4 protein-coding genes are annotated in these 3,649 nt (G+C 61.3%); all 4 read left to right on the top strand.

Annotation, left to right across the window (positions count from 1 at the left end; genetic code table 11):
* Positions 1-249: 249 nt before the first annotated feature.
* A complete protein-coding gene (locus QOC89_RS25770) occupies positions 250-1,284 on the top strand; it encodes a methionine ABC transporter ATP-binding protein (protein ID WP_175051018.1) in 1,035 nt (344 codons plus the stop codon).
* Positions 1,274-1,927, top strand: coding sequence for a methionine ABC transporter permease (locus tag QOC89_RS25765; protein WP_054037200.1), 654 nt, complete (start codon positions 1,274-1,276; stop codon positions 1,925-1,927). Before QOC89_RS25770 ends, QOC89_RS25765 begins: the two co-directional genes overlap by 11 nt.
* A 47-nt stretch (positions 1,928-1,974) precedes the next feature.
* Entirely contained in the window at positions 1,975-2,775 is an 801-nt protein-coding gene (locus QOC89_RS25760; RefSeq protein WP_323047602.1) for a MetQ/NlpA family ABC transporter substrate-binding protein, read from the top strand.
* Positions 2,776-3,026: 251 nt separating this feature from the next.
* Positions 3,027-3,649 (top strand): electron transfer flavoprotein subunit beta/FixA family protein (locus tag QOC89_RS25755; protein ID WP_323047601.1); only part of this gene is annotated, 623 nt, incomplete at its 3' end.

The raw sequence follows: 3,649 nt of genomic DNA, 5'->3' as shown, positions 1-3,649 counted from the left end.
GCTGTTTGTCCTTGGACGGGTCCTGATTCTGGTTCGGCCGATCATAGTCGCAGCGGGCACGCACGCGCGAGTCTCTGGCGCCGGGCAGCCCTCTAATGCTCTGCGGTTATGAAAAGATCGTAATTGATTATTAAAGGGAATGACGGCACTGCGGTAGAATCGCGGCCTCAAATCCCAAATAAAAGTCACGGCGGCCGCTTGGCTGGAGCGCACAACGCTCGTCGGCAAACTCCGCCGTTTCGTTTTTCCATGATCGAAATACGCAATATCTCTCAGCGGTTCGCCGGGCCCCGGGGCTGGGTCGAGGCACTGCACAACGTCAATCTGTCGATTCCGGCGGGTGAGGTGTTCGGCATTATCGGCCGCAGCGGGGCGGGCAAGAGTACGCTCGTGCGCACCATCAACCTGCTGACGCGGCCGAGCGAAGGCAACATCGTTGTCAACGGCCGTGATCTGACGACGTTGCCCGCCGCGCAATTGCGCGAGGCGCGTCGCGAAATCGGCATGATCTTTCAGCACTTCAATCTGCTGTCCTCGCGCACGGTGTACGAGAACGTGGCGTTGCCGCTCGAACTCGCCGGTATGAAGCGTGACGAGATCGAGGCGAATGTGCTGCCGCTGCTCGAACTGGTCGGCCTGTCGGCGCAGAAGGACCGTTACCCGGCGCAGATCAGCGGCGGGCAGAAGCAGCGCGTCGGCATCGCGCGTGCGCTGGCGAGCAAGCCGAAAGTGCTGCTCTCCGACGAAGCGACTTCCGCGCTCGATCCCGAAACCACCCGTTCGATTCTCGACCTCCTCAAGCGCATCAATCGCGAACTGAACCTGACGATCGTGCTGATCACGCACCAGATGGACGTGATCAAGCAGGTCTGCGACCGCGTCGCGGTGCTGGATGCCGGCCGTGTGGTCGAAGAGGGCAAGGTCATCGACGTGTTCCTGCAACCGCATCATGAAGTGACGCGCGCGCTGATCGGCGACGTGATCGCGCAGGAACTGCCGCCCGCCATGAAGGCGCGCGTGGCCGAACGCCTGAAGACCGGCAGCGGCCATTTGCTGCGCCTCGCGTTCACCGGTTCGGGTGTCGATCAGCCGATCCTGTCGGAAACGATTCGCCGCTACGAACTCGACTTCAACATCCTGCACGGTCAGATCGACGAGATCCAGGGGCAGGCGTTCGGCTCGCTCGCGGTGCTCGCGGGCGGCGAACCGGCGAAGGTGGCGCAGGCGCTGACGTATCTGCGCGAACAAGGTGTGGTGGTAGAGGAGCTGTCGTATGTTGAGTGAAATGTTCGATATGTTCGTCCAGTCGTTCTGGGAAACGCTCGTCATGGTGGGCATTTCCGGACTGGTCGGCGCGGCGGTCGGTCTGCCGCTCGGCGTGCTGCTCTATCTGACGGACCGTCAGGGCGTGCTGCAGAACATCGCCGTGAATCGTGTGATGGGCGTGATCGTCAATGCGGTGCGCTCCACGCCGTTCATCATCCTGCTGGTCGCGGTGATTCCGTTCACGCGTCTCGTGGTGGGTTCGTCGATCGGCACGGCGGCGGCCGTGGTGCCGTTGACGATTGCCGCGGCGCCGTTCATCGCGCGTCTGGTCGAGACGGCTTTGCGCGAAGTCGATCGTGGTCTGATCGAGGCCGCGCAGGCGATGGGCGCGACGACCAGCCAGATCGTCTTCAAGGTGCTGTTGCCGGAATCGCTGCCGGGCGTGGTCGCCGGCTTGACGATTACCTTCGTGTCGCTGGTCGGCTACTCGGCGATGGCCGGTGCGATCGGCGGCGGCGGACTCGGCGACCTGGGCATTCGTTATGGGTATCAGCGTTTTCTGCCGGAAGTGATGGTGACGGTCGTGGTGATCCTGATCGTCTTCGTGCAACTGGTGCAGTCGTTCGGGGATTGGCTCGTGCGTCGTTTGAGCCATAAATAAACAAGGGTCATCGGAACCCGCCAAGCAGAATCGAAAAAAGGTCCATCATGCAACGTCGTTTCATTCTCAAACTGGCCGCCACGCTCGGCGCCGCGTCGCTGTTCGCTGCCGCCACGGCGGCTCACGCGGAAGACTCGATCAAGGTCGGCGTCACCGGCGGTCCGCACGCGCAGATCATGGAGGTCGTGAAAACGGTCGCCGCGAAGAACGGTCTGAACATCAAGGTCGTCGAGTTTTCGGATTACGTGCAGCCGAACGCGGCACTCGCCGGCGGCGACCTGGACGCCAATAGCTACCAGCATGACCCGTACTTGCAGGCACAGGTGAAGGACCGCGGCTACAAGCTGATCCGCGTCGCCGATACGGTCACGTACCCGATGGGCATCTACTCGAAGAAAGTGAAGACACTGGCTGAATTGCAGCCGGGCGCGAAGATCGCGGTGCCGAACGATCCGACCAACGGCGGCCGGGCACTTCTGTTGCTGCAGAAGCAGGGTCTGCTGAAGCTGCGCGCGGATGCGGGCCTCAAGGCAACGCCGCTCGATATCGTCGACAACCCGAAGAAGCTCAAGATCGTCGAACTCGACGCCGCGCAAATCCCGCGTTCGTTAAACGACGTGGACGCCGCCGCGATCAACACCAACTTCGCGATGGAAGCCGGTCTGAAGCCCAAGCAGGACGCCATCGCGATCGAAGACCCGAAGGGGCCGTACGTGAACATCATTGCCATCCGCGAAGCCGACAAGAATAAGCCGTGGGTCGCCAAACTGGTCGCGGCGTATCATTCACCGGAAGTGAAGCAGTTTGTCGAGAGCAAGTTCGGCGGATCGGTGATCACCGCCTGGTGATTTGACGGCCGATTTTTCGACCGTTTCACATAGCAATAAGCGACGGCAATGCAAAATTAGAGTCGTAGGTCTTAACCCGGGGTTGTCTCCCGGGTTTTTTCGAGATTAAAATAGAACGACCGTTCGATATTGCCGTCACGCCGCTGAGGAGCGATATCCTCCTGCTAGAGCGCCCGCGACACGGCTGCCGCGAAAGTGCAGTCGTTATAATGTTCGCTGGGTTGACGTATTCGTAACTTTGGAGCGTGTGCATGAAAATCCTGGTCCCAGTCAAGAGAGTGGTCGACTACAACGTGAAAGTCCGGGTCAAGTCGGACGGCACGGGCGTCGACATCGCGAACGTGAAGATGTCGATGAATCCGTTCGACGAAATCGCGGTTGAAGAAGCGGTGCGTCTGCGCGAAGCGGGCGTGGCGACCGAAGTGATCGCCGTGTCGGCAGGCGTGACGCAAGCGCAGGAAACGCTGCGCACGGCGCTGGCGATCGGTGCGGACCGCGCGATTCTGATCGAGTCTTCTGAAGAGCTGCAGCCGCTGGCGGTGGCCAAGCTGCTGAAGGCGCTGGTCGACAAGGAACAGCCGCAGCTGGTCATTCTCGGCAAGCAGGCAATCGACGACGATTCGAACCAGACCGGCCAGATGCTGGCTGCGCTGGCTAATCTGCCGCAAGCAACGTTCGCGTCGAAGGTTGTCGTCGCCGACGGCAAGGCGACCGTGTCGCGCGAAGTCGACGGCGGCGCTGAAACGCTGTCTTTGACGCTCCCCGCGGTGGTCACCACTGACCTGCGCCTGAACGAGCCGCGCTACGTCACGCTGCCGAACATCATGAAGGCCAAGAAAAAGCCGCTGGAAGTCGTCAAGCCGGAAGATCTCGG

The organism is Paraburkholderia sp. (assembly GCF_034668105.1).
Classification (GTDB): Bacteria; Pseudomonadota; Gammaproteobacteria; order Burkholderiales; family Burkholderiaceae; genus Paraburkholderia.
Note: the sequence above shows the minus strand (reverse complement) of the source record. Positions and strands in the feature narration are given on the sequence as shown.